Consider the following 25708-nt stretch of genomic DNA (forward strand, 5'->3'; position numbering starts at 1 on the left):
TCATGCATCTGGCACGAGTCACGGGCGCGGTTGTCTCCACGCAAAAATCACCTTCTTTGATTGGGAAAAAGCTGCTGCTGGTGCGTCGGGTCAGCGCCGATGGCGAACTCCCCGCCTCGCCTACCTCCGGCGATGAAGTGGCCGTGGACTCCGTCGGCGCGGGCGTCGGCGAACTGGTTTTGCTCAGCGGCGGCTCCAGCGCCAGGCACGTTTTTTCCGGGCCAAATGAGGCCATCGACCTCGCCGTTGTCGGCATTGTAGATACGCTTTCGCGTTAAGGGGCGGTTATGGCGATTTATACCCGAACAGGTGACGCTGGCACCACATCACTGTTTACCGGCCAGCGGGTGAGCAAAACCCACCCGCGGGTTGAAGCCTACGGCACGCTGGATGAGCTGAACGCCGCGCTGAGCCTGTGCGCCTGCGCCGCTGCGGATGAAAATCACCGCACCTTACTTGAGGCCATCCAGCAGCAACTTTTTTGGTTTAGCGCAGAGCTGGCCAGCGACAGCGAGCAGCCGTCGCCCAAACAGCGCTACATCAGCAGCGAAGAGATTTCGGCCCTGGAAGCCGCTATCGATCGGGCAATGGCCCGCGTCGAACCGCTGCACAGCTTTATTTTACCCGGACGCTGCGAAGCCGCGAGCCGCTTACATTTTGCCCGCACGCTGGCGCGCCGCGCCGAACGCCGTCTGGTTGAACTAGCAACTGAAGTCAACGTACGCCAGGTGCTGATGCGCTACATCAACCGCTTATCGGACTGCCTGTACGCTCTGGCCCGCGCGGAAGATAGCGATGCGCACCAGGCCAACATCATCCGTGAAGTTAGCAAGCGCTATCTGGCTGCCAGCCAGCCGACCCGCAGCAAGGAGACAACGCCCGTGGCCCTCTCATTTCACGATCTGCACCAGCTCACCCGCGCCGCCGTTGAACGCGCGCAGCAACTGCAGGTTCCGGTAGTCGTCAGCATCGTTGACGCGCACGGCACGGAAACTGTGACCTGGCGGATGCCGGACGCCCTGCTGGTCAGCAGCGAACTGGCGCCGAAAAAGGCATGGACCGCAGTGGCAATGAAAACGGCGACCCATGAGCTGAGCGATGTCGTTCAGCCAGGCGCGGCGCTTTATGGCCTGGAAAGTCATTTACAGGGAAAAGTGGTCACCTTTGGCGGCGGTTACGCCCTGTGGCGCGACGGCATATTAATTGGGGGTCTTGGCATCAGCGGCGGCAGCGTTGAGCAGGACATGGACATAGCACAGACCGCCATCGCGGCTATTAACGTGGGAACTCATCAATGAATACTTCTGAACTCGAAACCCTGATTCGCACCATTCTTAGCGAGCAATTAACCACGCCGGCGCAAACGCCGGCCCAGCCTCAGGGCAAAGGGATTTTCCAGTCCGTGAGCGAGGCCATCGACGCCGCGCACCAGGCGTTCTTACGTTATCAGCAGTGCCCACTAAAAACCCGCAGCGCCATTATCAGCGCGATGCGTCAGGAGCTGACGCCGCTACTGGCACCCCTGGCGGAAGAGAGCGCCAATGAAACGGGGATGGGCAACAAAGAAGATAAATTCCTCAAGAACAAGGCTGCGCTGGACAACACGCCGGGCGTAGAAGATCTCACCACCACCGCGCTGACCGGTGACGGCGGCATGGTGCTCTTTGAATACTCGCCGTTTGGCGTCATCGGTTCGGTCGCCCCAAGCACCAACCCGACGGAAACCATCATCAATAACAGCATCAGCATGTTAGCGGCGGGCAACAGCGTCTACTTTAGCCCGCATCCGGGGGCGAAAAAGGTCTCTCTGAAGCTGATTAGCTTGATTGAAGAGATTGCCTTCCGCTGCTGCGGCATCCGCAATCTGGTGGTGACCGTGGCTGAACCCACCTTCGAAGCGACCCAGCAGATGATGGCCCACCCGCGAATCGCGGTACTGGCTATTACCGGTGGCCCGGGCATTGTGGCAATGGGCATGAAGAGCGGTAAGAAGGTGATTGGCGCTGGCGCGGGTAACCCGCCCTGCATCGTCGATGAAACGGCAGACCTGGTGAAAGCGGCGGAAGATATCATTAACGGCGCGTCATTCGATTACAACCTGCCCTGCATTGCCGAGAAGAGCCTGATCGTAGTGGAGAGCGTCGCCGAGCGTCTGGTGCAGCAAATGCAAACCTTCGGTGCGCTGCTGCTAAGCCCTGCCGATACCGACAAACTCCGCGCCGCCTGCCTGCCAGAAGGCCAGGCGAATAAAAAACTGGTCGGCAAGAGCCCATCGGCCATGCTGGAAGCCGCCGGGATCGCTGTCCCTGCAAAAGCGCCGCGTCTGCTGATTGCGCTGGTTAACGCTAACGATCCGTGGGTCACCAGCGAACAGTTGATGCCGATGCTGCCGGTGGTAAAAGTCAGCGATTTCGATAGCGCGCTGGCGCTGGCCCTGAAGGTTGAAGAGGGGCTGCATCACACCGCCATTATGCACTCGCAGAACGTGTCGCGCCTGAACCTCGCGGCCCGCACCCTGCAAACCTCGATATTCGTCAAAAACGGCCCCTCTTATGCCGGGATCGGCGTCGGCGGCGAAGGCTTTACCACCTTCACTATCGCCACGCCAACCGGCGAAGGGACCACGTCAGCGCGTACTTTTGCCCGCTCCCGGCGCTGCGTACTGACCAACGGCTTTTCTATTCGCTAACCGAGGTCGCGATGAATACCTTCTCACTACAAACGCGGTTGTACAGCGGTCAGGGCAGCCTGGCGGTGCTCAAGCGCTTTACCAATAAGCACATCTGGATAATCTGCGATGGCTTTCTGGCGCGCTCTCCGCTGCTGGATACCCTGCGTAACGCGCTGCCCGCAGATAACCGCATCAGCGTCTTTAGCGAGATAACGCCGGACCCCACCATCCATACTGTGGTGCAGGGCATTGCGCAAATGCAGGCCCTGCAGCCGCAGGTGGTGATTGGTTTTGGCGGCGGCTCGGCAATGGACGCGGCGAAAGCGATTGTCTGGTTTAGCCAGCAAAGCGGCATCAACATCGAAACCTGCGTGGCGATCCCGACCACCAGCGGCACCGGTTCGGAAGTCACCAGCGCCTGCGTAATTAGCGACCCGGATAAAGGCATCAAGTACCCGCTGTTCAACAATGCGCTGTATCCGGATATGGCGATCCTCGACCCGGAGCTGGTGGTCAGCGTACCGCCGCAGATTACCGCCAACACCGGCATGGACGTGCTGACCCACGCCCTGGAAGCGTGGGTTTCACCGCACGCCAGCGACTTTACCGACGCGCTGGCGGAAAAGGCCGCCAAACTGGTGTTCCAGTATCTGCCCACGGCGGTGGAAAAAGGCGACTGCGTGGCGACGCGCGGGAAAATGCACAATGCCTCAACGCTCGCCGGGATGGCCTTCAGCCAGGCGGGGCTGGGGCTTAACCACGCGATAGCCCACCAGCTTGGCGGGCAATTTCATCTGCCGCACGGGCTGGCCAATGCGCTGCTGCTCACGGCGGTGATCCGTTTTAACGCCGGAGTTCCGCGCGCCGCCAAACGCTACGCGCGGATGGCCAAAGCCTGCGGTTTTTGCCCGGCAGAAGCCAATGATATCGCGGCAATCAATGCGCTGATTCAGCAAATCGAACTGCTTAAGCAACGCTGCGCCCTTCCCTCACTGGCCGTTGCGCTTAAAGAAGGAAGATCCGACTTTTCCGCACGCATTCCGGCGATGGTGCAGGCTGCGCTGGCTGACGTTACGCTGCGCACCAACCCGCGCCCGGCCAGCGCCGAAGAAATTCGTGAACTGCTGGAGGAACTGCTATGAGCACCGCCATCAACAGCGTTGAAATGTCTTATAGCACTGATGAAATTCGCGAGCGCGTTCGCGCAGCGGGCGTTGTCGGCGCGGGCGGCGCAGGTTTTCCCGCTCACGTCAAACTACAGGCGCAGATAGAAATTTTTCTGGTGAACGCCGCCGAATGTGAACCGATGCTCAAGGTTGACCAGCAACTGATGTGGCAGCAGGCCGCACGTCTTGTCCGCGGCGTGCAGTACGCGATGACGGCAACCGGCGCGCGCGAAGGGGTGATAGCCCTGAAAGAAAAATACCGCCGGGCCATCGACGCCCTCACCCCACTGCTGCCAGACGGTATCCGCCTGCATATCCTGCCGGATGTATATCCCGCGGGCGATGAGGTGCTGACTATCTGGATGGCAACCGGTCGTCGGGTCGCCCCTGCCGCGCTGCCTGCCAGCGTCGGCGTGGTCGTCAATAACGTGCAAACGGTGCTCAATATTGCCCGAGCGGTCGAGCAGCAGTTTCCGGTCACTCGTCGCACGTTGACCGTGAACGGCGCGGTCGCCAGACCGTTGACCGTTACTGTTCCCATCGGCATGTCGCTGCGGGAAGTACTGGCGCTGGCGGGCGGCGCAACGGTCGACGACCCTGGTTTTATTAACGGCGGCCCGATGATGGGTGGCCGGATTACCTCTCTTGATAATCCGGTGACGAAAACTACCGGCGGCCTGCTAGTGCTCCCCAAAAGCCATCCGCTTATCCAGCGGAGAATGCAGGACGAGCGCACGGTGCTTTCCGTCGCGCACACCGTCTGCGAACAGTGCCGACTGTGTACCGATCTCTGCCCACGGCATCTGATCGGCCACGAACTCTCTCCGCACCTGCTGGTGCGGGCAGTGAACTTTCACCAGGCCGCCACGCCGCAGTTGCTGCTGAGCGCCCTTACCTGTTCGGAATGCAACGTTTGCGAAAGCGTGGCCTGCCCGGTGGGGATCTCGCCGATGCGCATCAACCGCATGTTAAAACGCGAGCTACGGGCGCAAAACCAGCGCTACGAAGGGCCACTGAATCCGGCCGACGAAATGGCGAAATATCGCCTGGTGCCGGTGAAGCGGCTGATCGCCAAACTGGGACTAAGCCCTTGGTACCAGGAAGCGCCGCTGGTTGAAGAAGAGCCGTCAGTAGAAAAAGTCACTTTGCAGCTGCGCCAGCATATTGGTGCCAGCGCAGTACCGACTGTTGCCGTCGGCGAGCGCGTGACGCGCGGGCAATGCGTTGCCGATGTCCCGCCTGGCGCGCTCGGCGCACCCATTCACGCCAGCATCGACGGCATTGTTTCGGCCATCAGCGAACAGGCCATCACGGTTGTAAGAGGTTAACCATGTCTCAGGCTATAGGAATTTTAGAACTCACCAGCATCGCCAAAGGCATGGAGCTTGGTGATGCCATGCTGAAAAGCGCCAACGTTAATCTGCTGGTCAGCAAGACCATCTGCCCAGGTAAGTTTTTACTGATGCTGGGCGGCGATATCGGCGCTGTCCAGCAGGCCATTGAAACCGGTACGTCGCAGGCCGGCGAGATGCTCGTCGACAGCCTGGTGCTGGCAAATATTCATCCCAGCGTACTTCCGGCCATCAGCGGCCTGAACAGCGTCGATAAGCGCCAGGCGGTAGGTATCGTCGAAACCTGGAGCGTGGCGGCCTGCATTAGCGCCGCAGACCGGGCGGTGAAAGGCTCAAACGTCACCCTGGTGCGGGTGCATATGGCCTTCGGCATCGGCGGTAAATGCTACATGGTGGTGGCGGGCGACGTTTCTGACGTCAATAACGCCGTGACGGTTGCCAGCGAAAGCGCGGGCGAGAAAGGGCTGCTGGTTTACCGCTCGGTGATCCCGCGCCCGCATGAAGCCATGTGGCGACAGATGGTGGAGGGATAATGGAAAGACAACCGACAACGGATCGCATGATTCAGGAATACGTGCCGGGGAAACAGGTCACTCTCGCGCACCTGATTGCTAATCCAGGGAAAGATCTCTTTAAGAAGCTGGGCCTGCCGGATGCAGTGTCCGCCATTGGCATCCTTACCATCACGCCGAGCGAAGCATCGATTATCGCCTGCGATATCGCCACTAAATCCGGCGCGGTGGAAATTGGTTTTCTCGATCGCTTTACCGGTGCCGTGGTGCTGACCGGCGACGTTTCCGCCGTCGAGTATGCCCTCAAGCAGGTAACGCGCACGCTGGGCGAAATGATGCAGTTCACCACCTGTTCGATCACCCGGACGTAACGTCATGAAGCGTTTGATGTTTATCGGCCCCAGCCAGTGCGGGAAAACCTCGCTGACCCAAAGCCTGCGCGGCGAAGCGCTCCATTATAAGAAAACTCAGGCCATTGAATGGTCGCCGATGGCCATCGACACGCCGGGCGAATACCTGGAGAACCGCTGCCTGTACAGCGCCCTGCTAACCAGCGCCTGCGAGGCCGACGTTATCGCCCTGGTGTTAAATGCCGACGCCCAGTGGTCGCCCTTTTCTCCAGGGTTTACCGCCCCGATGAACCGCCCGACGATTGGCCTGGTCACCAAGGCCGATCTCGCCGAGCCGCAGCGTATTTCGCTGGTTGCGGAATGGCTTACGCAGGCTGGCGCACAGCAGATTTTTATTACCAGCGCGCTGAATAACTCGGGTCTCGACGCCGTGCTGGATTTTCTGAATTCGAAGGAACCTTTATGTCTTACAAAATAATGGCCATTAACGCCGGTAGCTCATCGTTAAAATTTCAGCTGCTGGAGATGCCGCAGGGCGACATGCTCTGTCAGGGGCTGATTGAGCGTATCGGTATGGCAGATGCGCAGGTGACAATTAAGACGCACAGCCAAAAATGGCAGGAAACCGTCCCCGTTGCCGATCATCGCGATGCGGTAACGCTGCTTCTGGAAAAGCTGCTGGGTTATCAAATCATTAACAGTCTGCGGGACATTGATGGGGTGGGCCATCGTGTGGCGCACGGCGGTGAGTTTTTTAAAGACTCGACGCTGGTCACGGATGAAACGTTAGCGCAAATCGAACGTCTTGCTGAACTGGCCCCGCTTCACAACCCGGTAAACGCGTTGGGTATTCACGTTTTTCGTCAACTGTTGCCTGATGCCCCTTCCGTAGCCGTGTTTGATACGGCATTTCACCAGACGCTGGATGAACCCGCCTATATTTACCCGCTTCCCTGGCATTATTACGCGGAACTGGGGATTCGCCGTTATGGCTTTCATGGCACCAGCCATAAGTATGTCAGCGGCGTTCTGGCGGAAAAGCTGGGCGTACCACTCAGCGCATTACGGGTGATTTGTTGTCATCTTGGAAACGGTAGCAGCATCTGCGCCATCAAGAACGGGCGTTCGGTCAATACGTCGATGGGCTTTACGCCGCAGTCAGGCGTGATGATGGGCACCCGTAGCGGAGATATTGATCCCTCTATTCTGCCGTGGATAGCCCAGCGCGAAAGCAAAACGCCGCAACAGTTGAATCAGTTATTAAATAATGAGTCAGGCTTGCTGGGCGTTTCTGGCGTGTCGTCTGATTACCGCGATGTCGAACAGGCAGCCAATACCGGTAACCGGCAGGCTAAACTCGCTCTCACTCTGTTTGCCGAACGCATTCGCGCCACCATTGGCAGCTATATTATGCAAATGGGAGGACTGGATGCGCTGGTATTCACTGGGGGCATTGGCGAGAACTCAGCGCGCGCCAGATCGGCGGTGTGCCATAATTTGCAATTTTTGGGCTTAGCCGTTGATGAAGAGAAAAATCAGCGTAATGCGACATTTATCCAGACGGAGAACGCCCTAGTGAAAGTCGCCGTCATCAACACCAACGAAGAGTTAATGATCGCACAAGACGTTATGCGCATTGCGCTACCGGCCACGGAAGGGCTTTGTGTACCAGCCTGAGAGGGTTAAACGACGCATTGCGGCAAGTCATGGTAATAATGCTTTTACCATGACACTATGCGCGCACACTATTCGTACCTGAAAGGTGATAACGTGGCTGTTGCGCAATGCCCCGCCTCATGCGGGGAACTTATCCAGGGATGGATTCTGGGCAGTGAGAAACTGGTCTCCTGCCCCGTTGACTGGTACAGCACCGTAGCAGTCACGGCTGCGCCGCCGTTGGTAAACGAACGCCCATTGTCGCGGGCGATGGTGGAGCGCGTTCTGGCGCACTGGCAGTATCCTGCGCACTGGAGTAACGAGATTCGCGTCGATGTGCGTTCGTCAATTCCTGTTGCCAAAGGCATGGCCAGCAGCACCGCAGATATTGCCGCTACGGCGGTGGCAACGGCGCATCATCTTGGCCATTCGCTGGATGAAACCACCCTTGCACAGCTTTGCGTCTCAATCGAACCCACTGATAGCACCGTTTTTCATCAGTTAACGCTGTTTGATCATAATAATGCGGTCACGCAAATCGCCTGCGAGCCACCGCCGCCAATCGATTTGCTGGTACTGGAAAGTCCGGTCACACTGCGCACGCAAGATTACCACCGTCTCCCTCGCCAGCAGAAATTAATAGCAAGTTCAGCAACCTTGCAGCAGGCCTGGAATCTGGTGCAGGAAGCCTGTATAACGCAAAATCCGCTCCGACTGGGTGAGGCGGCTACGCTTAGCGCTATCGCCAGCCAGACGCTGTTACCTAAGCCAGGATTTACCGCCCTGTTGTCGCTGGTCGAAGAGTGTGATTTATACGGATTGAACGTGGCACATAGCGGTAGCGTGGTGGGTCTGATGCTGGACCGGAAACATCATGATATTGCGCGCCTGAAAGGTAAGCTGGCAGAGAAAAAACTTACCCGACACTGGCCAAAACAACATTTACTCAAGATGGTCACTGGCGGGGTCAAACTGCAGTGAGAGCCTGATATACGCTCCCACTGCCGTAGCGCATTATTCGGCTTTTACATCGGCGTGTTTCATTTCGCCCATCGCTTTCAGCTTTTTGGAAATGTCGCGACGCTCTTTGGAGATTTCGGCATTTTTAATGATGTAGTCATCAACGCGATCTTCATAGTCGCTTTTCATGCTGGCGATGATACCCTGAATCGCCTCAACGCTCATACCTGGCTTGATGTAGTCGCTCAAGTTGTCCAGCAGCAGCACACGCTTCTGGTTGTCACGGATCTTCTTCTCAATGTCCTGAATTTCACGCTGCAGTTTATTTTTGCGACGGAACAGACGAACAAACTCCAGCACGTCCTGGAAAGAAGGCTTGGTTGTTTCCATTTTTACACCCCTGATAATGTGAGATTCGGATTCGTTAAGCAACTGCTAGTGGATAAACATTACGTTTATCCCCGTCATACTTCAAGCCGCCAGAGGAAACACCGTTACGTCGCCGCCTGTGGAAACCTGAAGGTTCGGGGATAAAATCGTTGCCAGTAGCACTCATTTTATCCTTATATTAGTATCATACTCTTAATCTTTGCTGAATCGAAGCAGCAACAAATTCATTCGCCCCATCTGCTTTTTATTTGCGCAAAGCCCGGCAGATCAAATGTGAAAGCAGTTCCAACTGTCGGGCCGTTTCCATACTTAGCCAAACATAGCCGTGGATGGGGGTTTCAGCCACCGCGTCGCCCTGCTGCTCGTTCATTAGCTGTCGCAACTCGGCAGCAATATCATTCAGTTTACCGGTGTTTGCCAGTACCGGCTGCGGGTTGCCTTCAAACAACGCGTGGGCGATCGTTAGCAAGGTTTGCTGCGTCATCTGCTGGGTTTCACGCAATGTGTGCGCGTTAAGCATCACAAAATGGCTGGCGCGCGTCGCCCAGTGGGCATTGATTTGTAATTCAAGCATACAAACCAGATTGCGGTTGATGGTCTGAATGGCCTCGAAAATAGATTTTTGTATCCGGGTTTCTTTACTGGCGGGCGTTATCAGTCCGCGCATTTTGACGACATCGTTCAGCAACCGTTGTAAATGTTTATCCAACCGGGGGCGCTCCAGCAAATTCGGCGACAGCGCTGCCTGATACACCCGATTATACGCCGTGACGCAATGCGCCAGTTGGATGCGCCAGTGCAAAAAGGCGCGCTGGGGCCAGATGCCGGTAAACAACATCGCCAGTAGCGACCCCAAAATCACATCCCCGCCACGCCATAATGCCGTATTCATATCACCAGCGGGAGCGCCGACAACAACGGCGAGCGTTATGCCTATCAGTAGCGCCTGATACGGTTTTTTCCCTAAGGCCAGCCAGCCGCACAAAAACATCGCTATCGCACACCACACCAGCATCAGCGGTAAGGAAAAGAGCTCCAGGCGTAGCGCCACCAGCCCTAACGCCGCGCCCAGGATCGTACCGCCTATGCGCTCAAAAGCACGAGGCACTACATTTCCCCAGAATGAGATGGGCCCCATAATCACCACTAACGTGATTAGCGGCCATGTGCCCTCGGGAATAGAAAACAGACGAACCAGCAGAAAGGTAAGAATGAACGCCAGGGCGATACGTATGCCGTGCACGATGCGATAATGACGGTACAACCGTATTTCAAAAGGGCTTAATGACTTATCGGCACGCACGCTTGCGCTCCTTACGGGAATGGCAAAAAATGCATTGTACCTGCTTTATAGCAAAAATAGCGCACTGGCGGACGGAACACATTATCCGTCCGCTCTTTTCAGCCAGGAAACCAGTCGATCACTTCCGCTGTACCGGAATATACATTTCAATATCCCAGTATCCATCTTCCATGCCGTTATTCAGATAGGTTTCAAAACAGGGCGCAGAGGCTATCTGATAAGCGCTATCCTGCTCCAGGGCGTCAAAAAACCGTTCCCACGGCTTCGCAAAGTCACGGTCTTCCACACGCGCGACAGCAGTGGCATATTCGCCGCCTTCAATGGCGGTCACGATTACGCCTTCGCTATTGTCCGGCAGGATGAAATTCTCTGCCACGGACACCACGGTATCGCAGCGGAGTTTTTCCGCAGGTACGACATCTGGATTGTCGTAATAGACGGCAATCCATTCAACTGGCACGATCCGCTGTCGATCCACCCACGTCATCAGTTGTTCAAAACCCTGCTTCACGGTGTGTTCCCATGGACCGACCATGTGGAAACCGGCTATCTTGCGTTTTTGTTCCTGCCTGATTTCGTAATCCATGCTGCCTCCGTCACTTTACTATACTGTATGAATGTACAGTATAATTACAGCCTTTTACGGTCACAAGGACTGCGTGATCATTTTGTGAGCAACCTCGCAATCCCGCCCTTTTGACACCTCAGATGGCGGTGAACGGTGTGTGACAACGGCTTACGCTTTATGCTGAAAATAGTCGCTCAGACGAGAGAACATACCGCCTTTACCCACCGATTCCAGAGTAACCAGCGGCCACTGAGCGATCAGTTTATCCCGATCGTAGAGCTCTATTTCACCTACCTGTTGATGAGCGGCGATTGGCGCCTCCAGCTCTTTTCTATCCAGCACATATTTTGCTTTGATATGCGGAATTTCCGCTTTAGGCAGCGCCATCCAGAAATCCTGTTCCGTACCCAGCGCAATCTTTTCTTTGTCTCCATACCAGATTCGCTCGCTGCCCACTTTTTTACCGCTGTGCAAAATCTGCACCGTCGCAAAGTTTTGCAGGCCCCACTGCAACAGTTTTCGCGCCTGTTCTTCACGGCCTTTCGAACTTTTCGCTCCCATCACAACAGCGATAAGTCGACGCTGCCCGTCCACCGCCGATGCGATAAGATTATATCCCGCCCCCGATGTGTGTCCGGTTTTAAGCCCATCAATATGCATGGTCTTATCCCACAACAAGCCGTTGCGGTTCTGCTGCGTGATGCCGTTCCAGGTCAGGCTTTTCTCGCTGTACATGTGATAAAATTCAGGTTCGCCGTGAATAATCGCCCGGGAGAGTACGGCCAGATCATACGCGGAGCTATGTTGTCCCGGCGCATCCAGACCGTGGACGGTTTCAAAATGGGTATCCTGCAAATTGAGTTTTTTCACATAGCTGTTCATCATCGCCACAAACTGCGGCTGCCCGCCCGCGATATAATCCGCCAGCGCCACACAGGCATCGTTACCGGAATCCACGATTAAGCCACGACTTAAATCACGCACCGACACGCGATCCCCTTCTTTTAAAAACATCAACGAGGAGCCGACAAACACCGGATTATCCTTCGCCCAGGCGTCGCGCCCAACGGTGACGATATCGTCAGGGCTGATACGATGACTATCGATGGCGCGATCGACGACGTAGCCCGTCATTAGCTTGGTAAGGCTGGCAGGATTACGTTGCTGGTGTTCATTACCGGCGGTAAGAACCTGTCCCGTAGTGTAATCCATCAACACCCAGGCGCCTGCATCAATGGCTGGCGGTTGGGGAGCAAAACTTACGGCATCGGCCGCAAGCGCAGGAGAAAGGTGCATCGCGAATAAAGAAGCGGCAATAAACAAACAGCGTTTCAACAGCATGTCCTCAGGATGGTCTCTATTTGCCGTTCTTTTTACGGAAGTTCAGTTAAACAAACATGGATAAATTGCAAGAAAATGTGACACAAGGCACATTTTCTTGCTGACTTTATTTTATGGATACGCTCAGACGGCGGACTTATCCCCGCGCGGCGCGGTACGATGACGATGATAGCCGTCAACCATGCTACGGAAAATTTGTCCCGGCGTGTCGCCAAGAGTACACAGATAGAGATGCGCGCAAATAAACAGTAAGCCGATGATAGCAAGCGCCATATGCAGCACCAGCATCACAGGGCCCAGACCCGCAACCTGCGGATAGAGACACAGCAAACCGGTGATGATTAACAGCGGTACCAGCGCGTACATAATCGCCAGATATGCCAGTTGTTGCAGTGGATTGAACTTATTCTGCTCTGTTGCCGCGAACGGATGCGCTTCCCCTTTCATGATGCCAAAAAGGTAAAAACGCGTCTGGCGTATGCAGCGCGTTACCAGTCCGGAAAAATTTACCCGATAGTGACGCCCGTTACCTGTGGTGAGATTGATCAGCACAAACCCGACCCAGAAAGCCAGTAAGGCAAAACCACACCAGGTATGCACTTGTACCATTAGCGCTACAGGGCCGAGAGAAAAATGACCAAATAAACCGCTGAACAGTAATAAAACAAACAGTAACGCATTTCCCCAATGCCAACGGCGAATCGCCAGCGAGTAGAGATAGTCACGATGCTCTTCGCCGCCCGCCGTTTTTGGCGCCAGCATCCGGCGCAATAACGCATGGATAACCAGCCCAACAAGCATGAGCAGCACCACGACGCCTGCGTAAATTAACCACAGCGGCCAATAATCTGGCGCATAATGTAGTTCCGCTCCCCAGATAGTATTCATGCTTTACCCTCCTGATGGACTTCTTTACGACGGTACAGACTGACCGCGCCGCTACGCGCCTCCTGCTGGCGATAGACCTCTTTCTGACCGACCCAGCGCTGGATCTCGCTCTCATCCAGTCTGCCGAATTTCAGCGCGTCCGTTGGGCAAACGGATACGCACGCCGGAGACTGGCCAGCCGCCAACCGCGTGTCGGCGCAGAAGTTACACTTGTCGGCGACACCGGTTTGCGGATTCAAATAGCGCACATGGAAAGGACACGCGGCAACACAATAATCGCAGCCAATACAGCGCGATTTATCCACCTGCACGATCCCGTTTTCATCACGATATGACGCTCCGGTAGGACAAACGCTGACACATGGCGCATTTTCACAGTGCTGACAGGAGACGCGGACAAATTGAAAATGGGTTAGTGCGTTGGATGCCTGTTCAGGGGCGCGAATTTGTACCTGTACGCGGCTAAATCCCTCCGGTACGTCATTAAGCACTTTGCAGGCAACGGTACACGCCTGGCAGCCGATACAACGTTTTTCATCATGCAGCATGACGTACTGATTCGTTAAATGATTCATGGTTCCCTCCTCCCTCATACCCGGCTCAGCGTCACGCCTGCGGTATGCACTACCGTACCGGATACCGGACTCGTCACGTGCGGCAGTAAATTTCCGCAGTGGATACCGTGTGTCGTCGCCGCCGTTTTGGCCCCAGCTTTAGCGCCAAATCCCATATAGACAAAAAGCGTGTCCGGGCGGATACCGGGCGTCACCAGCGCCTTACCTTTCTCTTTACCCGTGGCATTTTCCAGCCAGATCTCATCGCCGGTCTTAATGCCTTTTTCTTGCGCCGTTTGCGGATGGACCCAGACCGCGTTATCCCACATTAGCTCGCTGAGTAAAGGTACGTACTGCGTCGCGCCATTGGTATGCACGGCCACCTTGCCCTGAATGAAGTAAAGCTCATTCTCTTTTTTAAGCGCAAAGTCACGAACGCGCGGAACGCCGTAGCCTGGGAGCAATTCCTCCAGAGTTGCGGAATAAAGTTCGATTTTGCCGGAGGGCGATTTGAAGCGAAGCTGTTCGCCATAGGTGTTGTCGCTGTCCGTCGCGATAGCGCCGGGGTAACGCGCCGTAAACTGACGAACGGATTCTGGTTCGCGTAATAGCAGCGGAACGCCCCATTCGAGATACCCTTTCTGTCGCAGTTCCTTCGCTAAGGCATGGTCGCCGTTCAACTGATAGAGTTGGCGCGTCTGCATATCCTGCCACGGATAGTACTGCCCTAATCCCAACTGCTCGCCAAGTTCTTTCCAGATTTGCCAACTCGGACGCGCCTCGCCAATCGGCTCTACGACCTGTTGGCGCAGAGCGTAAGCCGGGTGCAGTCCCGACATATCCGATACCTCTTCGTCCCGTTCGAGATAAGTGCATTCCGGCAGCAGATAGTCGGCATACGCCGCGCTCTCGCTCAAATAGACATCGCAACTGACCACCAGATCCAGTTGCTCAACGGTTTTTACCAGGTCCGAACGACAGGTGACGGTCTGGAAAGGATTATGCCGCGACATAATCCACGCCTTTATCGGGTAAGGCTTCTGGGTTAACACCGCGTCAATAATGCTTTGCACCACGCCGCCGCCAGCGGCGATATATTTAAACTGCGGTGCGACCAAATCGATGCGTTGCGCCGTCGGTTTCGGCATATTTTTAATGTTGAGTTTCGCCAGCGTTGGCGCGACCTTTTCTCCGGCCAGTTTATTGTAAACAGACGCGTTTTTTTTCTGATATAGCCCGCCTTCGCGCTCAATATTACCGAGCAGCACATTAAGCGTAAAAATCATACGCCGCATATCGATCTCTTCCTGCGAGAACGTCGCGCGATGACCAGGACTGACAATAGCGTGAGGCGCGCAGGCGGCCAGTTCGCGTGTCACCCGGACAATAACGTCGGCTGGGACATCGGCCTGCGCGGCGGCCCATTCCGGCGTCGTCTCTTTTACCGCCTGTGCTAACTGTTCAAATCCGCTGGTATAACGCTCAACAAAAGACGCATCGTAGAGTTGTTCATCAATCATGACGTGGCACATCGCCAGCAGAACCGCTAAATCCCCCCCGGGACGAATAGCGTGCCACTCATCCGCCTTGCTGGAAAATATCGACAGACGCGGATCGAAGCTCACCATTTTGGCCCCCTTCTCCTGCGCGGTCATTAACTCATGGGTATCGGCAACTTCAATCCCTTCATACAAATTGTGGCCAAACGAAACCAGATAGCGCGTGTTAGCGATATCCATCGCCAGATCGCCGCCCATCATCACTTTTGCCGCAATGGCTTTCCCGGCAGGGCATGTTGAGGCGTGCGTAAAGGTATTAGGCGAACCAAAGGCCGTAGCCAGATGGAAAAGATGGCTGGAGAGCGAGCCCGATTTGGAAGAGAAAGCCACGCTCTCGGGGCCATGCTGCGCTTTGATGGCATTCATTTTCGCCGCGATTTCCTGGTAAGCCTGCTGCCAGCTAATCACCTGCCATTCACCGTCACCGCGTGGCCCGGTGCGTTTCATAGGTTTTACAATCCGTTGCGGGTCATTGACCAGGCTGACGCCGCTCCCGCCCCTGGCGCATATGCGCGTCCCCTGCTGCGGCGCAGAAGGATTGCCCTGGATAAAAACGGTCTTGTTATTGACTACCTGCGCCTGAATAGGGCAACGAAAGGAACACATTTCGCACAAGCTTGGCGTTAGCGTGGTTTTACCGTTAATGCCGGCAATTGGGTTGCGCGCCAGCGCCCCGGGCGGAAAAGCGCCCAGCGCGCAGGCAGAGCAACCGATGCCCACCCCCTGCAAAAAAGAACGACGACTAATGCTCATATAACCTCCTGTTATTAGATATAGCTGAAGATTATATTTAATTTGTATTATGAAATGTCGGCTTCAATCACAATTTGAAATAGTTGTTAAAATGAGCATACCAACACGATAACACCTTTTATTTTATAAATATTTTACATTTCCTGAACACGCACATGGACTGTCATTGAATAATCAGCAGAATTACCAAACAACCCGCTGTTAATTATAAAAATGATACAATTCCAATAACACGTAATAATATTTAAAAGAAAACGATTATTTCCTGAAAAGCGATTTCACGCGCTTTACGCAGTTCTTTCTCATACGCGCCGGAATGTCCGCCGACGATATCCCGAATGCCGGCGAAAAACGCTGACTGCGCATCGAAGCGGGTTTAGTTTTTCGCGCACACGGGCTTCGTTACCCGACCCGCTCCCTTATGCCTTGATTTTTCCGCAGATACGTCAGCGTCCCACAATACGGTGACATGATGACAGGATGGACACTTTCTGAAAGAAACCTGCCAGATAACATGGTGAATTGTGATCTCCATCGCCATACCGACATATGAAGCTTACTTTTAAGGCGTTAAAAATCCAGACCGTTTTTCCATAATGATGTTGATAAGGAATTCTAATGAAGATATCATCAGGCGCAATTAATTTTTCTACTATTCCTAACCAGGTTAAAAAATTAATTACCTCTATTCGTGAACATACGAAAAACGGGTTCGCCTCAAAAATAACCAGTGTTAAAAACACGCATGCTTCTTTAAATGAAAAACTTAAAACAGGAAAGAGCTCATCGATTGAGTTCGCGTTACCACAAAAAATAAAAGACTTCTTTCAGCCGAAAGATAAAAACACCTTAAACAAAACATTGATTACTGTTAAAAATATTAAAGATACAAATAATGCAGGTAAGAAAAATATTTCAGCAGAAGATGTCTCAAAAATGAATGCAGCATTCATGCGTAAGCATATTGCAAATCAAACATGTGATTATAATTACAGAGTGACAGGTGCGGCCCCACTCCCCGGTGGAGTCTCTGTATCAGCCAATAACAGGCCCACTGTTTCTGAAGGTAGAACACCACCAGTATCACCCTCCCTCTCACTTCAGGCTACGTCTTCCCCGTCATCACCTGCCGAATGGGCTAAGAAACTCACGGATGCACTTTTACGACAGAAAGCCGGAGAAACCCTTACGGCCGCAGATCGCGATTTTTCAAACGCAGATTTCCGTAATATTACATTCAGCAAAATATTGCCCACCAGCTTCATGAAGCGAGACGGCGATATTATTAAGGGGTTCAACTTTTCAAATTCAAAATTTACTTATTCTGATATATCTCATTTACATTTTGACGAATGCCGATTCACTTATTCGACACTGAGTGATGTAGTCTGCAGTAATACAAAATTTAGTAATTCAGACATGAATGAACTGACTTTACAGTATTCAATTACTACACGACAACAGCCCTCTTTTATTAATACAACATTAAAAAATACGTTTATACGTCACAAAGCCAACCTCTCTGGCGTTATTTTAAATGAACCGGATAATTCATCACCTCCGTCAGTGTCAGGGGGCGGAAATTTTATTCGTCTAGGTGATATCTGGCTGCAAATGCCACTCCTTTGGAGTGAGAACGCTGTGGATGGATTTTTAAATCATGAGCACAATAATGGTAAAAGTATTCTGATGACCATTGACAGCCTGCCCGATAAATACAGTCAGGAAAAAGTCCGGGCAATGGAAGACCTGGTGAAGTCATTGCGGGGTGGCCGCTTAACAGAGGCATGTATCCGGCCAGTTGAAAGTTCGCTGGTAAGCGTACTGGCCCACCCCCCCTATACGCAAAGTGCGCTTATCAGCGAGTGGCTCGGGCCTGTTCAGGAACGTTTTTTTGCCCACCAGTGCCAGACCTATAATGACGTTCCCCTGCCGGCTCCTGACACATATTATCAGCAGCGCATACTGCCTGTGTTGCTGGATTCGTTTGACAGGAACAGCGCCGCCATGACTACTCACAGCGGACTCTTTAATCAGGTGATTTTACACTGTATGACAGGCGTGGACTGCACTGATGGCACCCGCCAGAAAGCTGCAGCGCTTTATGAACAGTATCTTGCTCACCCGGCGGTGTCTCCCCACATCCATAATGGGCTCTTCGGCAATTATGACGGCAGCCCGGACTGGACAACCCGCGCTGCAGATAATTTCCTGCTGCTTTCCTCCCAGGATTCAGACACGGCGATGATGCTCTCCACTGACACGCTGTTAACAATGCTAAACCCTACTCCTGACACCACATGGGACAACTTTTACCTGCTGCGAGCCGGAGAGAACGTTTCCACTGCGCAAATCTCTCCGGTAGAGTTATTCCGTCATGACTTTCCGGTGTTTCTCGCCGCATTTAATCAGCAGGCCACGCAGCGACGCTTTGGGGAGCTGATTGATATCATCCTCAGCACTGAAGATAACGGGGAGCTGAACCAGCAGTTTATTGCCGCCACGAACCAGAAACATTCCACCGTGAAGTTGATTGATGATGCCTCAGTGTCGCGTCTGGCCACCATTTTTGACCCCTTGCTTCCTGAAGGCAAACTCAGCCCGGCACACTACCAGCACATCCTCAGTGCTTATCACCTGACGGACGCCACCCCACAGAAGCAGGCGGAAACCCTGTTCTGTCTCAGTACCGCATTCGCACGCTATTCCTCCAGCGCCATTTTCGGCACTGAGCATGACTCTCCGCCGGCCCTGAGAGGCTATGCGGAGGCGCTGATGCAGAAAGCCTGGGAGCTGTCTCCGGCGATATTCCCATCCAGCGAACAATTTACCGAGTGGTCCGACCGTTTTCACGGCCTCCATGGCGCCTTTACCTGCACCAGCGTTGTGGCGGATAGTATGCAACGTCATGCCAGAAAATATTTCCCGAGTGTTCTGTCATCCATCCTGCCACTGGCCTGGGCGTAGTCCAGCCTCAACCCGCATGGAATTAAGGGACACAGCGTTGTGTCCCTCTGTAAATAGACCCGTTTTAGTCCATGCATTTTTGAGATCCCGGCCAGATTGACCCTGGCCTAAATTCCATACAGTACTAAATCAGAATCAGTAATTTCAGATGGACCGAAATATGGTTTACCATAGAGGGAGCGTAGCTTAGTGTCGCTGATGATCATTTTAGTATTTTGTACTCAATGATTTTAATGTTTATGTACTCACCATCGCATGTACGAACATTAGCAACAATATCAATTGGTGTACAAATACAATCCATCAACGACAAAATAAAAGAATAAAATATTTCATATACAGATAACATCAGGCGTGTACATCAAGTGACAGTTAAAAACGACAGCATACAGAGCACATTCCTCTTCCACGATTACGAAACCTTCGGTACGCATCCGGCCCTCGACAGACCTGCGCAATTCGCCGCGCTCCGTACGGATAACGACTTCAACGTTATTGGCGAGCCGGAGGTGTTTTACTGCAAACCCGCCGATGATTATCTACCGCAGCCCGGCGCGGTGCTGATTACCGGCATCACGCCGCAGGAAGCGCGTGAGAAAGGAGAAAACGAAGCCGCTTTCGCCAGACGCATTCATGCGCTGTTTACCGTTCCTAAAACCTGCGTTGTAGGCTACAACAATGTGCGCTTTGATGATGAAGTCACTCGCAATATTTTTTATCGCAACTTTTACGATCCCTATGCCTGGAGCTGGCAGCATGATAATTCACGTTGGGATCTATTGGATGTCATGCGCGCCTGTTATGCGCTGCGCCCGGAGGGAATTAACTGGCCGGAAAACGACGACGGCCTGCCCAGCTTTCGTCTGGAACATTTAACCCAGGCGAACGGGATCGAACACAGCAACGCGCATGATGCGATGGCGGATGTCTACGCCACTATTGCGATGGCGCAACTGGTGAAAACACGCCAGCCGCGGCTGTTTGATTATCTTTATAGCCACCGCAGTAAACATAAACTGGCGGCGCTGATTGACGTTCCGCAAATGAAGCCGCTGGTGCATGTCTCCGGCATGTTTGGCGCGTGGCGCGGTAATACAAGCTGGGTCGCGCCGCTGGCGTGGCATCCTGAAAACCGTAACGCGGTGATCATGGTCGATTTAGCAGGCGATATTTCTCCTCTTCTTGAGCTGGACAGCGACACCCTTCGCGAGCGGCTTTATACGGCCAAAGCCGATCTTGGCGATCACGTCGCAGTGCCGGTAAAGCTGGTGCATATCAATAAATGTCCGGTACTGGCGCAGGCGAATACCTTGCGCCCGGAGGATGCCGACCGGCTGGGAATTAACCGCCAGCACTGCCTGGATAACCTGAAAGTGTTGCGTGAAAACCCGCAGGTCCGCGACAAAGTGGTGGCGATTTTTGCCGAAGCCGAACCTTTTGCCGCCTCGGATAACGTTGATGCCCAGCTCTATGATGGTTTTTTCAGCGATGCCGATCGCGCAGCCATGAAAATCGTACTCGAAACCGAGCCGCGTAACCTGCCCGCGCTGGATATTACCTTTGTCGATAAGCGCATTGAGAAGCTGCTGTTTAATTACCGCGCACGCAATTTTCCCGGTACGCTGGATGACGCAGAGCAGCAGCGCTGGCTGGAGCATCGACGTCAGGTGCTGACGCCGGAGTTTTTACAACAGTATGCCAATGAATTGCAGATGCTTTCTCAGCAGTATGCGGAAGATAAAACGAAGCTGGGGTTGCTGAAATCACTGTGGCAGTACGCAACCGAGATTGTGTAATTGACCAATGCCTGACGGGCATTGTTAATCCAGAGCGGATAAATAGTGACATCGCCATCCGGCAAGCGTGCTGGATGGCAGATAAAAAACCGGAGGCACTGCCTCCGGTTTTACTATTGCCGATAATACGTGCGATTACGCGACGTCTTCGTACTGTGGAACCGGGTTGCGGAAGCTTTTAGTTACGCACGCCAGATAAATCAGCCCGATACCTGCCCAGATCAGGCCCAGTACCATTGAGCTCTCTTCCAGGTTAACCCACAACGCGCCAACCGTGAGCGCGCCGCACATCGGCAGGAACAGATACTGGAAGTGATCTTTCAACGTTTTATTACGCTTCTCACGGATCCAGAACTGCGAAATCACCGACAGGTTAACAAAGGTAAACGCGACCAGCGCACCAAAGTTAATCAGCGCCGTCGCCATCACCAGGTCAAAATTAATCGCCAGCAGCGCGATCGCCCCGACCAGGATGATGTTCATCGCTGGCGTACGCCATTTCGGATGAACGTAACCGAAGAAGCTTTTCGGGAATACGCCGTCGCGCCCCATTACGTACATCAGGCGCGCTACGCCTGCATGCGCTGCCATACCGGAAGCCAGCACGGTGATAGTAGAGAAGATCAGCGCGCCCACCTGGAAGGTTTTACCCGCCACGTACAGCATGATTTCCGGCTGAGACGCATCCGGATCTTTAAAGCGAGAGATATCCGGGAAGTACAATTGCAGGAAATAGGTTGCAAAGATGAAGATCAGGCCGCCAATCAGCGCGGTCAGGAAAATCGCACGCGGGATCACGCGCTCAGCATCTTTGGTCTCTTCCGACAGGTTACTGATGCCGTCAAAGCCGGTAAAGGAGAAGCACAGGATCGTCGCTCCCGTAATCATCGGGATAACGTGCGCATCGCCGGACCAGAACGGACGGGTGCTCGCCAGCGTACCGGCGCCTTCGCCTTCAAATACGCCATAAACCACCATGCCCAGAATGACCGCAATCAGCACTACCTGTAGCACTACAATCACGGTGTTGAAGTTAGCGACCGATTTGAGGCTGCGCAGGTTAAAGGCCGTCATAAAGGCCACCAGCGCCACAACAAACACCCATGACGGAATGGAGGGCACCAGCGCTTCAAAATAAATTTTCGCCAACAGAATGTTGATCATCGGCGCGAACAGATAATCGAGCAGAGAAGACCAACCCACCATAAAGCCAACGGTCGGGCTGATGGATTTCTGGGCATAGGTATACGCCGAACCCGCGGAAGGGTAGCGACGCACCAGTTTCCCGTAGCTCAACGCCGTAAACAGAATCGCGATTAACGCGAATGCATACGCCGTCGGTACGTGACCGTCAGTGAGGCCTGAAACGATACCAAATGTATCGAACAGCGTCATCGGCTGCATATAGGCAAGACCCATCATTACAACCGGAACTAACGTAAGCGTTTTACGTAATTCCACGCGAGAGGTGTTTGGAGTAACGTTATGCGACATGGTCATTCTCCTTTACGGCGAATGCCGTCGCGTAAGCAAAAAATTGCCCCATTTTCTGGATTCCTCAGCGACAACAACTGTCGATTTTTAAGTAAGTATCTATCCGGTACGAAGCCCGGCCTCTTGGTATTGAATGATGTGTTTGAAGCAAAAAAATAACCGACGCGTATTAAAACGTCGGTTAGTGTCATTTTTTGCAAGCGGCGTATTCTGCCCTAAATTGAAGTGAAATGACAAGAGAATGCGAGCGCGTTCAAAAAATTATTTTTCATAAGCGATTGATTTTTAAACCGGCGATTTTGCATACACCCCAGCAATAGCATTATTTGCTAAAATTTCATCCCGCCACCAGCCGCTGGCCAGCCCGGCGGTCTGTTCATTCCAGCCAACCCACACCGGTTCATAGACGATTTGCGCTACAACTTTCTTCTCTATAAGCGCGCCGCTTTCCAAAAATCGCTGCGCCAGATAACGCGGTAAATAGCCGCATCCCAGGCCGCTAATTTGCAGCTCCAGCTTGGTTTTAAAATCAAACACGGTAATCGCTTCCTGAGCGTCGAGCAGTTCAGACCCTATTGATCGCGAGGAATGGACGCTATCGCCAACCACAATCGCGCGAAAACGTTTGATCGTCTGGCGGCTAAGCGGTTCCTCTTCATGAACCAGCGGATGATGCGGAGCGACAGCAAACACCAGTTCAAGATCGCCCAGTCTTGCAAAGCCAAAGCCGGTGTCAGGCGGCGGCGCGCGCATGGCGCCAACAATAATATCCGCCCTTCCCTGCGTCAGCGTCTCCCATGAACCGCCGAGAACGCCATTGACAAATTTAAGGCGCGTCACGCTGTGGCGTTGATAAAAAGCGTCGATAAGCGGGGCCAGAAGAGAAAAGGGAAAGGTATCATCCACACCGATGACCAGTTCGTTCTCCCAGCCTTCATGCAGTTTAATCGCCTGCTTTTCCAGCTCGCGAACGGTGTGCAGCACTTCACGGCCTTTTTCCAGTAGCATCTTACCGGTTCGCGTAAATCGCGCGCGATGCCCGCTACGGTCGAGCAGTTGGATATTAAGATCGTTTTCCAGCTTATGAACGGTATAACTGAGGGCGGACGGCGTTTTAAATAATTTTGCCGACGCCGCCGCGAAGCTGCCTTCTTTTTCTAACGCATCAAGAATAATCAGAACGTCCAGCAGTGGTTTCATACTCGTCCCCTTGCGCTATATGGCGACCACCTGCTGGACAGCGACTCACTCCATCGGCATCACCAGCGGATCGGGATATTGATATTCAAATCCCAGCTCATTACAAATCCGGCTACCGTCGATAATCTTCCCTTTGCCGTTGTCCGGTGCGTCACGAAAATGCGGCGGCGCCATTCCCAGCAAGCGCGTCATTTGCGGATAAAACACGTTGCGGGCTGGATGCGCCGGCGCACATATATTATAGATGTGCCCCCCTTTTGGCGCCTGTAGCAAGAGGGTAATTGCGCCAACCACGTCTTCAAGATGCACCAGATTGACCCCGTGTTGACCATCCGGCGCGGTTTTTCCGGCAAAGAAACGACCGGGATGGCGTCCAGGCCCGACCAACCCCGCCAGCCGCAGAATATCTACTGACGTGCCCGGCAGATTATGCAGCCAATCTTCCAGTTCCTTCAGGGTACGCCCGCTGGCCGTGACCGGATTACGCGGCGTATTCTCTTTCACCACGCCTTGCGCATCGCCGTAAACAGACGTCGAACTGGTAAAAATAATACGCGGGATACGATAAGCCAGCGCGCTGTCGACCAGCTCCTGCATCGCCTGCAGATAAAAATCCTCTCCCGGACCGCTACGGCGCGCGGGCAGTGTTATCACCAGCGCATCGACATCCAGCAGAGCGTCAAGATCGTCCGCCTCACAGACCAGCTCCGGCTCCAGACGCAGCGGATAGCTTTCAATTCCACTCATACGGGCCGCTTCCACCCCGTCAAGGGTGGTTTTGCTGCCGGTAACCTGCCAGCCTCTCGCTGCCAGCGACATTGCCAGCGGCATGCCTAACCAACCTAAACCGACAATTGCGACCTTTTTCATCCATTTTCTCCTGACTTTAACGCCTTATACATAAGGCTACGCCAGCCCGCCGTGACTGACAATTCATACTATAAATGCGAAATGAAAAAAGCGCTTGCTTTAAGGCGTAAAAGTGGTTTAGGTTAAAAGGTATCAAATGAATAAGCATTCATCGGAATTTTTATGACACGCGTTCAATTTAAACACCACCATCATCACCATCATCCTGACTAGTCTTTCAGGCGATGTGTGCTGGAAGACATTCAGATCTTCCAGTGGTGCATGAACGCATGAGAAAGCCCCCGGAAGATCATCTTCCGGGGGCTTTTTTTTGGCGCGCGATACAGACCGGTTCAGACAGGATAAAGAGGAACGCAGAATGTTAGACAACACCCGCTTACGCATAGCTATTCAGAAATCAGGCCGTTTAAGCGATGATTCACGAGAATTGCTGGCCCGCTGCGGCATAAAAATTAATTTACACACTCAGCGCCTGATTGCGATGGCGGAAAACATGCCGATTGATATCCTGCGCGTGCGTGATGATGACATTCCGGGTCTGGTGATGGATGGCGTGGTCGATCTCGGCATTATCGGCGAGAACGTGCTGGAAGAAGAGCTACTCAGCCGCCGCGCGCAGGGCGAAGATCCGCGCTATTTTACCCTGCGCCGTCTTGACTTCGGCGGCTGCCGTTTATCGCTGGCAACGCCGGTTGACGAAGCCTGGGACGGCCCGGCCGCGCTGGACGGTAAACGTATCGCTACCTCTTATCCGCACCTCCTCAAACGCTACCTCGACCAGAAAGGCGTCTCTTTTAAATCGTGTCTGTTAAATGGTTCTGTCGAAGTCGCGCCGCGCGCGGGGCTGGCCGACGCTATCTGCGATTTGGTCTCTACCGGCGCGACGCTTGAAGCTAACGGCCTGCGTGAAGTCGAAGTTATCTACCGCTCTAAAGCCTGTCTGATTCAGCGCGACGGTGAGATGGCACAGAGCAAGCAACAGCTGATCGATAAATTGCTGACCCGTATTCAGGGCGTGATTCAGGCGCGCGAATCGAAATACATCATGATGCACGCGCCAAGTGAACGCCTGGAAGAGGTTATCGCCCTGCTGCCAGGCGCCGAAAGGCCGACAATTCTGCCGCTGGCGGGCGAGCAACAGCGCGTGGCGATGCACATGGTCAGCAGCGAAACGTTGTTCTGGGAAACCATGGAGAAACTGAAAGCGCTTGGCGCCAGCTCGATTCTGGTACTGCCGATCGAGAAGATGATGGAGTGATCTGACGCCTGATGGCGCTGCGCTTATCAGGCCTACGTAATGCGTTGATATTTTGGGTTCTGTAGGCCGGATAAGGCGGAACCCTGTGATGGAGTAAAGA

25 protein-coding genes, 2 pseudogenes and 1 other annotated feature are annotated in these 25708 nt (G+C 53.7%); of the genes and pseudogenes, 14 read left to right on the forward strand and 13 right to left on the reverse strand.

Features of this window, described 5'->3' with window-relative positions; translation table 11 throughout:
• Positions 1–2: 2 nt before the first annotated feature.
• From pduN to pduX, 10 genes are all read left to right on the forward strand, one after another.
• Entirely contained in the window at positions 3–278 is a 276-nt protein-coding gene (gene pduN, locus EOS97_RS24265; protein ID WP_000549825.1) for a propanediol utilization microcompartment protein PduN, read from the forward strand.
• 9 nt (positions 279–287) lie between these two features.
• Positions 288–1298, forward strand: a complete 1011-nt coding sequence (pduO, locus tag EOS97_RS24270) for a two-domain cob(I)yrinic acid a,c-diamide adenosyltransferase PduO (protein ID WP_001029486.1) — start codon at positions 288–290, stop codon at positions 1296–1298.
• On the forward strand, positions 1295–2689 hold the full coding sequence (pduP, locus tag EOS97_RS24275; protein ID WP_001097669.1) for a CoA-acylating propionaldehyde dehydrogenase PduP: 1395 nt from the start codon (positions 1295–1297) through the stop codon (positions 2687–2689). Before pduO ends, pduP begins: the two co-directional genes overlap by 4 nt.
• Positions 2690–2700: 11 nt before the next feature.
• Positions 2701–3813 carry a 1-propanol dehydrogenase PduQ gene (pduQ, locus tag EOS97_RS24280; RefSeq protein WP_001091453.1) on the forward strand — a complete coding sequence of 371 codons (1113 nt, stop codon included), beginning with the start codon at positions 2701–2703 and terminating at the stop codon, positions 3811–3813.
• Complete coding sequence (pduS, locus tag EOS97_RS24285) at positions 3810–5165, forward strand: cobalamin reductase PduS (protein ID WP_000100786.1); 1356 nt, start codon at positions 3810–3812, stop codon at positions 5163–5165. Before pduQ ends, pduS begins: the two co-directional genes overlap by 4 nt.
• Positions 5166–5167: 2 nt before the next feature.
• Positions 5168–5722 carry a propanediol utilization microcompartment protein PduT gene (gene pduT, locus EOS97_RS24290; RefSeq protein ID WP_000075778.1) on the forward strand — a complete coding sequence of 185 codons (555 nt, stop codon included), beginning with the start codon at positions 5168–5170 and terminating at the stop codon, positions 5720–5722.
• Positions 5722–6072 (forward strand): propanediol utilization microcompartment protein PduU, encoded by a 351-nt coding sequence (gene pduU, locus EOS97_RS24295; protein ID WP_000441100.1) that lies wholly within the window; start codon positions 5722–5724, stop codon positions 6070–6072. Before pduT ends, pduU begins: the two co-directional genes overlap by 1 nt.
• Before the next feature lie 4 nt (positions 6073–6076).
• Positions 6077–6529 carry a propanediol utilization protein PduV gene (gene pduV / locus EOS97_RS24300; protein WP_000826277.1) on the forward strand — a complete coding sequence of 151 codons (453 nt, stop codon included), beginning with the start codon at positions 6077–6079 and terminating at the stop codon, positions 6527–6529.
• Complete coding sequence (gene pduW, locus EOS97_RS24305; protein WP_000120647.1) at positions 6514–7728, forward strand: propanediol utilization propionate kinase PduW; 1215 nt, start codon at positions 6514–6516, stop codon at positions 7726–7728. The genes pduV and pduW overlap by 16 nt, the downstream gene beginning before the upstream one ends.
• A 93-nt stretch (positions 7729–7821) precedes the next feature.
• Positions 7822–8688 carry an L-threonine kinase PduX gene (pduX, locus tag EOS97_RS24310; protein WP_001805106.1) on the forward strand — a complete coding sequence of 289 codons (867 nt, stop codon included), beginning with the start codon at positions 7822–7824 and terminating at the stop codon, positions 8686–8688.
• 33 nt (positions 8689–8721) lie between these two features.
• On the opposite strand, the gene EOS97_RS24315 is transcribed toward pduX, so the two are convergent.
• The 8 genes and pseudogenes from EOS97_RS24315 to EOS97_RS24350 all read right to left on the reverse strand — a co-directional run.
• Positions 8722–9057, reverse strand: coding sequence for a DUF496 family protein (locus EOS97_RS24315; RefSeq protein ID WP_000450405.1), 336 nt, complete (start codon positions 9055–9057; stop codon positions 8722–8724).
• A gap of 244 nt (positions 9058–9301) precedes the next feature.
• On the reverse strand, positions 9302–10360 hold the full coding sequence (locus tag EOS97_RS24320) for an FUSC family protein (RefSeq protein ID WP_001200858.1): 1059 nt from the start codon (positions 10358–10360) through the stop codon (positions 9302–9304).
• Between the two features lie 118 nt (positions 10361–10478).
• Positions 10479–10946, reverse strand: coding sequence for a DNA gyrase inhibitor SbmC (gene sbmC, locus EOS97_RS24325; protein WP_000384324.1), 468 nt, complete (start codon positions 10944–10946; stop codon positions 10479–10481).
• A gap of 150 nt (positions 10947–11096) precedes the next feature.
• Entirely contained in the window at positions 11097–12269 is a 1173-nt protein-coding gene (dacD, locus tag EOS97_RS24330; protein ID WP_000925028.1) for a serine-type D-Ala-D-Ala carboxypeptidase DacD, read from the reverse strand.
• A gap of 123 nt (positions 12270–12392) precedes the next feature.
• Entirely contained in the window at positions 12393–13157 is a 765-nt protein-coding gene (gene phsC, locus EOS97_RS24335) for a thiosulfate reductase cytochrome B subunit (protein ID WP_001092545.1), read from the reverse strand.
• The gene (gene phsB / locus EOS97_RS24340) at positions 13154–13732 is read right to left on the reverse strand and encodes a thiosulfate reductase electron transport protein PhsB (protein WP_001016236.1); all 579 of its coding nucleotides are present in this window, start codon (positions 13730–13732) and stop codon (positions 13154–13156) included. The genes phsC and phsB overlap by 4 nt, the downstream gene beginning before the upstream one ends.
• 14 nt (positions 13733–13746) lie before the next feature.
• The gene (gene phsA / locus EOS97_RS24345; RefSeq protein WP_000028222.1) at positions 13747–16023 is read right to left on the reverse strand and encodes a thiosulfate reductase PhsA; all 2277 of its coding nucleotides are present in this window, start codon (positions 16021–16023) and stop codon (positions 13747–13749) included.
• 259 nt (positions 16024–16282) lie between these two features.
• Positions 16283–16375, reverse strand: a pseudogene (locus EOS97_RS24350) (heavy metal-binding domain-containing protein); the annotation flags it as partial.
• 266 nt (positions 16376–16641) lie between these two features.
• Here EOS97_RS24350 and sopA point away from each other — a divergent pair.
• On the forward strand, positions 16642–18990 hold the full coding sequence (gene sopA, locus EOS97_RS24355; RefSeq protein ID WP_000703988.1) for an SPI-1 type III secretion system effector HECT-type E3 ubiquitin transferase SopA: 2349 nt from the start codon (positions 16642–16644) through the stop codon (positions 18988–18990).
• Positions 18991–19118: 128 nt separating this feature from the next.
• Here sopA and EOS97_RS27315 read toward each other — a convergent pair.
• A pseudogene (locus EOS97_RS27315) lies at positions 19119–19196 on the reverse strand (hypothetical protein); the annotation flags it as partial.
• 159 nt (positions 19197–19355) lie between these two features.
• On the opposite strand from EOS97_RS27315, the gene sbcB reads away from it, so the two are divergent.
• Positions 19356–20786, forward strand: coding sequence for an exodeoxyribonuclease I (sbcB, locus tag EOS97_RS24360; RefSeq protein WP_000216702.1), 1431 nt, complete (start codon positions 19356–19358; stop codon positions 20784–20786).
• A 135-nt stretch (positions 20787–20921) separates the two neighbouring features.
• On the opposite strand, the gene plaP is transcribed toward sbcB, so the two are convergent.
• From plaP to EOS97_RS24380, 4 genes are all read right to left on the reverse strand, one after another.
• Positions 20922–22280 (reverse strand): putrescine/proton symporter PlaP, encoded by a 1359-nt coding sequence (plaP, locus tag EOS97_RS24365; protein WP_001519005.1) that lies wholly within the window; start codon positions 22278–22280, stop codon positions 20922–20924.
• A complete protein-coding gene (gene yoeI / locus EOS97_RS24370) occupies positions 22270–22332 on the reverse strand; it encodes a membrane protein YoeI (RefSeq protein WP_096335044.1) in 63 nt (20 codons plus the stop codon). The genes plaP and yoeI overlap by 11 nt, the downstream gene beginning before the upstream one ends.
• Before the next feature lie 233 nt (positions 22333–22565).
• On the reverse strand, positions 22566–23480 hold the full coding sequence (locus EOS97_RS24375; protein WP_000803316.1) for a LysR family transcriptional regulator: 915 nt from the start codon (positions 23478–23480) through the stop codon (positions 22566–22568).
• Between the two features lie 45 nt (positions 23481–23525).
• Positions 23526–24350, reverse strand: coding sequence for an SDR family oxidoreductase (locus tag EOS97_RS24380; protein WP_000754712.1), 825 nt, complete (start codon positions 24348–24350; stop codon positions 23526–23528).
• A 162-nt stretch (positions 24351–24512) separates the two neighbouring features.
• Between EOS97_RS24380 and hisL the strand changes: the two genes are divergently transcribed.
• Positions 24513–24563, forward strand: a complete 51-nt coding sequence (gene hisL / locus EOS97_RS24385; protein WP_001364200.1) for a his operon leader peptide — start codon at positions 24513–24515, stop codon at positions 24561–24563.
• Positions 24539–24662 (forward strand) — a sequence feature (His leader region). Its footprint overlaps the gene before it by 25 nt.
• Positions 24663–24708: 46 nt before the next feature.
• Entirely contained in the window at positions 24709–25608 is a 900-nt protein-coding gene (hisG, locus tag EOS97_RS24390) for an ATP phosphoribosyltransferase (RefSeq protein ID WP_000886606.1), read from the forward strand.
• Positions 25609–25708 lie beyond the last annotated feature (100 nt).

It is taken from the genome of Salmonella sp. SSDFZ54 (genome assembly GCF_004010735.1).
GTDB classification, from domain to species: Bacteria; Pseudomonadota; Gammaproteobacteria; order Enterobacterales; family Enterobacteriaceae; genus Salmonella; species Salmonella enterica.

Excerpts from the sequence above, each read along its gene's own strand:
- pduP (WP_001097669.1), top strand. The coding sequence starts at position 1,295 with ATGAATACTTCTGAACTCGAAACCCTGATTCGCACCATTCTTAGCGAG.
- pduW (WP_000120647.1), top strand. The coding sequence starts at position 6,514 with ATGTCTTACAAAATAATGGCCATTAACGCCGGTAGCTCATCGTTAAAA.
- EOS97_RS24375 (WP_000803316.1), bottom strand. The coding sequence starts at position 23,480 with ATGAAACCACTGCTGGACGTTCTGATTATTCTTGATGCGTTAGAAAAA.
- plaP (WP_001519005.1), bottom strand. The coding sequence starts at position 22,280 with ATGTCGCATAACGTTACTCCAAACACCTCTCGCGTGGAATTACGTAAA.
- pduO (WP_001029486.1), top strand. The coding sequence starts at position 288 with ATGGCGATTTATACCCGAACAGGTGACGCTGGCACCACATCACTGTTT.
- EOS97_RS24315 (WP_000450405.1), bottom strand. The coding sequence starts at position 9,057 with ATGGAAACAACCAAGCCTTCTTTCCAGGACGTGCTGGAGTTTGTTCGT.
- pduT (WP_000075778.1), top strand. The coding sequence starts at position 5,168 with ATGTCTCAGGCTATAGGAATTTTAGAACTCACCAGCATCGCCAAAGGC.
- pduS (WP_000100786.1), top strand. The coding sequence starts at position 3,810 with ATGAGCACCGCCATCAACAGCGTTGAAATGTCTTATAGCACTGATGAA.
- sbmC (WP_000384324.1), bottom strand. The coding sequence starts at position 10,946 with ATGGATTACGAAATCAGGCAGGAACAAAAACGCAAGATAGCCGGTTTC.
- phsB (WP_001016236.1), bottom strand. The coding sequence starts at position 13,732 with ATGAATCATTTAACGAATCAGTACGTCATGCTGCATGATGAAAAACGT.
- pduQ (WP_001091453.1), top strand. The coding sequence starts at position 2,701 with ATGAATACCTTCTCACTACAAACGCGGTTGTACAGCGGTCAGGGCAGC.
- phsA (WP_000028222.1), bottom strand. The coding sequence starts at position 16,023 with ATGAGCATTAGTCGTCGTTCTTTTTTGCAGGGGGTGGGCATCGGTTGC.
- phsC (WP_001092545.1), bottom strand. The coding sequence starts at position 13,157 with ATGAATACTATCTGGGGAGCGGAACTACATTATGCGCCAGATTATTGG.
- hisG (WP_000886606.1), top strand. The coding sequence starts at position 24,709 with ATGTTAGACAACACCCGCTTACGCATAGCTATTCAGAAATCAGGCCGT.
- pduN (WP_000549825.1), top strand. The coding sequence starts at position 3 with ATGCATCTGGCACGAGTCACGGGCGCGGTTGTCTCCACGCAAAAATCA.
- pduV (WP_000826277.1), top strand. The coding sequence starts at position 6,077 with ATGAAGCGTTTGATGTTTATCGGCCCCAGCCAGTGCGGGAAAACCTCG.
- dacD (WP_000925028.1), bottom strand. The coding sequence starts at position 12,269 with ATGCTGTTGAAACGCTGTTTGTTTATTGCCGCTTCTTTATTCGCGATG.
- pduU (WP_000441100.1), top strand. The coding sequence starts at position 5,722 with ATGGAAAGACAACCGACAACGGATCGCATGATTCAGGAATACGTGCCG.
- EOS97_RS24380 (WP_000754712.1), bottom strand. The coding sequence starts at position 24,350 with ATGAAAAAGGTCGCAATTGTCGGTTTAGGTTGGTTAGGCATGCCGCTG.
- sopA (WP_000703988.1), top strand. The coding sequence starts at position 16,642 with ATGAAGATATCATCAGGCGCAATTAATTTTTCTACTATTCCTAACCAG.